This window comes from Christiangramia marina (assembly GCF_048285865.1).
In the GTDB taxonomy this organism is placed as follows: Bacteria; Bacteroidota; Bacteroidia; order Flavobacteriales; family Flavobacteriaceae; genus Christiangramia; species Christiangramia marina.
In genome coordinates this window covers 1,089,769-1,093,075 of record NZ_JBLVTK010000001.1, presented here as the reverse complement: position 1 = coordinate 1,093,075, position 3,307 = coordinate 1,089,769, and the positions used below count along the sequence as shown (strand labels likewise).

The following is a 3,307-nucleotide window of genomic DNA, read 5'->3' as shown; positions in this document are numbered from 1 at the left end:
ATCCTGTTTGGATAATCCGGCAAAAGTATCAGAGAAGATCTTATTGGATCTGCTTACCACATTAGAAATATTATCAGCGCTTTCGAGGATAATCCCTTGAACGGTCTTACTTTCAGATTTCTTCAAGCCAGATTTATCAGCTTTGGCAGTTTCCTTATTCTTATGTGAGATATAATTTCTGGCAAGTAGTCCTATAGCTGCGATTAATAGAATGGCAATTGCAGGTCCTTTTCCGAGGAAAATAATATAGGTCAAAATTCCTGCAGCCGAGAAGGCGCTAAATGCAGTGAAGAACCAACCTCCAATTACTTTCAAAACTCCGGCAACACGATATACAGCACTTTCTCTACCCCAGGCTTTATCTGCCAGTGAAGTTCCCATAGCCACCATAAAAGTTACATAAGTAGTAGATAATGGTAACTTATAGGAAGTAGCGATAGAGATCAATACACCGGCTACAGTAAGGTTGATTGCTGCACGGATCATATCAAAAGCAGGTTGTTCTTCAGCTTTATCCCCTATAAGTATATCATCGGGTTTGTTGAAACTGCGACCAATCTTTCTACGCATTCCCCCAGGAATAATCACTCTAAAAGTATCAGCAAGCTTTGTAGTTCCTGTTACTAGAGCACGGGAAAGCATATTTGGATCGAACTTTTCGGTTCCATGTCCCTGTCTGGAAAGTCCAATTTCGGTTTCAGCTACAGTTTTTGCTTTCTTCGAAAACCAGAGTGTAAGCACCATAATGGCTCCAGAAATAAATAGTAAAATTGGTTCTGCTGGTACTTTATCACGTAATACCTCCATTGAGAATTCCGTAGAGATCTGGCCAGACGCCGCCCAGGCTTCATAAGAGTGGTAAGCCGCCATTGGAACCCCAATAAAGTTCACCAGGTCATTTCCAGAGAATGCAAGCGCAAGACCAAATGTTCCTACTGCAATCACGAAGATCAGGATACTTTTCTTAAAGATCTTCATAAATAAATAGCTGAAAATTGTCCAGAACAGGAAACTAACCGCCATCACAGCATAAACCTGTGTAGAAAGTATATCTTTAAAACTATCGTAATAAGGAGTTCCTTTCATCCCTTTGAAAATGATAAAATAACTGATAGCTGCAAGACAAATTCCGCCGAAAATAGAACCAAAATTCTTGATTTTCTTTTCGTATTCAAACGTGAATACTAAGCGGGACAACCACTGCACCAATGCTCCTATAGTAAATGCGATGACTACAGATAGAAATATTCCGGATATGATCTCGGTTGCTTTATCTGTATTGATGTAAGAGGAAAGATCTGCCAGCGTTTGAGTATCTGAAGCTCCAATTTTGATAAGCGCCATTACTACCGCTGCTCCAAGTAATTCGAATACAATGGATACTGTTGTTGAAGTTGGCATTCCCAGTGTGTTGAAAAAATCCAGCAGGAGAATGTCTGTGATCATAACGGCCATAAATATGATCATGATCTCATCAAAATAGAACTGACCGGGCATAAAAATACCTTTTCTGGCTACCTCCATCATTCCGCTGGAAAAAACAGCACCAATAAAGATACCTACACTGGCCACGATCATGATCGTTTTGAATGAGATCGCTTTGGAACCAATTGCAGAGTTCAGGAAGTTTACGGCGTCATTACTAACTCCAACCACCAAATCGGCAATGGCAAGAACCACTAATGCAACCAGCATCAACAAGTAAATATTTTCCATTTTATTGTGTTTAAAAAGCGGTGCAAGTATCCAACCAAATCGTGGATTTACTGTTACCTAATTGTTAATTTTAAAAGTGAAATTCGAAGCCTGTTCTAAATGATATAAAATCCTCTATTCCAGCTTGTTTCGAATAATTGATATCTGCCTGTATCTTTAGTTTATGTCCTACAATATATTTGGATCCTCCCAGAGTGTATTGCTCGACATCATCCACTTCGATAATATCGGAATAGTCGTTTCTTGAGTATCTAGCTGCAATTTCATAATTACTTTTGAAAAGGTACGCAGTTTGAAAGTTTATTCCCTGCCCTTCCAGCACCCTGTATTCAGCTGGCTGATTTTCTCCCTGAATCCTGGCAATGGGATCTTCTGCATCGCGATAGGCATATTCTGCCATTACAGAAAGTCCGCGGTATTTAAAAACAGCATCCAGGAAAAACGTTTGGATATCGGTTTCGTAAAGTGTCCCATCTTCCAGCAACATAAAACTTCCCAGGTTACTTCTCGTTCTTACGGCATCATTATTAATATCGTAAACTGCTCCCAGCATTAGTTTAGGAGAGGGCTCTCGTTCAAGATCTGCCTGAAAATAATCTCCTTTTTCAAGAAATTCTCCAAAAGGCAGAAGCTCAATTCTTCCTGTGTATTCCATTCCTCCCTGGCTACCGCTGGTTATATTTCGTCCTTCTCCCTGCGAAAACGCCAGCTTCTCTTTGATCACGAATTTTTTTCCCAGTTTGAATTTATGATGTAGCTGTAGTCCAATATCTCTATCTAGATTGAACCTGCTGTTTACAATAGATCGGTCTATAAGCTGTAAACTCGCTGAAGAAATAACCCTTTCCACATTTCCAGGAAGTTTGGTCTGCCCCGCCCATAGTTCGAAGTTCTTATGAAAATGCCATTTAAGAACTGCGTCGAGAATATACCGTGGAGAATTAGATGTAAACTGATTGGCTCCGGAAATGTCATTATTCGAAAGACCAAGTTCAATCTTATAAACCAGTTTTGGCGTAAGAGCGAATCCATCAAATTTTAGTCTTGCTCTTCTAATCAGGAAATTTTGCTCTGGATCCATGTACTCTTCTCCATCGTGATTCCAGGTTGTAAAAGATCTAAACTGAAACCTTGGTGCAAATTTCACGCTAAAGGAACTATCCTTTGCGGTGAAATTAAGCAGGCCTTTTCCAAATTTTGTGTCACTTATTTCCTGAGCTTCAAGTCCCAGTGCGACGAATAGGCACAAAACAAGTGTGCTGAATCTAGTCTTCATTAAATCGTATTATAAGTTTTTGTCGGCGACAAAGAAACAGACTTTATGTTAACTGAATGTTTCCCAAGAGTTAAACCTGAGGTTGATCTAAGTTAATAAAAAAAGGCTGCCCTGTTTTTACAGGACAGCCTCGCACACTATTATGTAGAGTCGACAAAAACTAATACGATTTTCGTGTGCTTTTGTACGCACAAAGAAAGTACAGCGATGTCTCTTTAAGGTCACGCTTATATTAAATTAAGTTTAAAAATGGGATTAGAGAGGAAAGTACTAAAAACAAGAAAGCCACTCGAAAAACGAATGGCTTTGTTGCTC

Annotated in this window: 2 protein-coding genes; both read right to left on the bottom strand. The window is 39.5% G+C overall.

From position 1 onward, the window contains the following. A partial coding sequence (locus tag ACNKXS_RS05130) for an inorganic phosphate transporter (RefSeq protein ID WP_417919914.1) occupies nucleotides 1-1,716 on the bottom strand: 1,716 nt, incomplete at its 3' end. 70 nt (nucleotides 1,717-1,786) lie between these two features. Continuing rightward, nucleotides 1,787-2,992: a porin gene (locus tag ACNKXS_RS05125; protein WP_417919913.1), complete on the bottom strand. Its 1,206-nt coding sequence runs from the start codon at nucleotides 2,990-2,992 to the stop codon at nucleotides 1,787-1,789. Nucleotides 2,993-3,307 lie beyond the last annotated feature (315 nt).

Excerpts from the sequence above, each read along its gene's own strand:
- ACNKXS_RS05125 (WP_417919913.1), bottom strand. The coding sequence starts at position 2,992 with ATGAAGACTAGATTCAGCACACTTGTTTTGTGCCTATTCGTCGCACTG.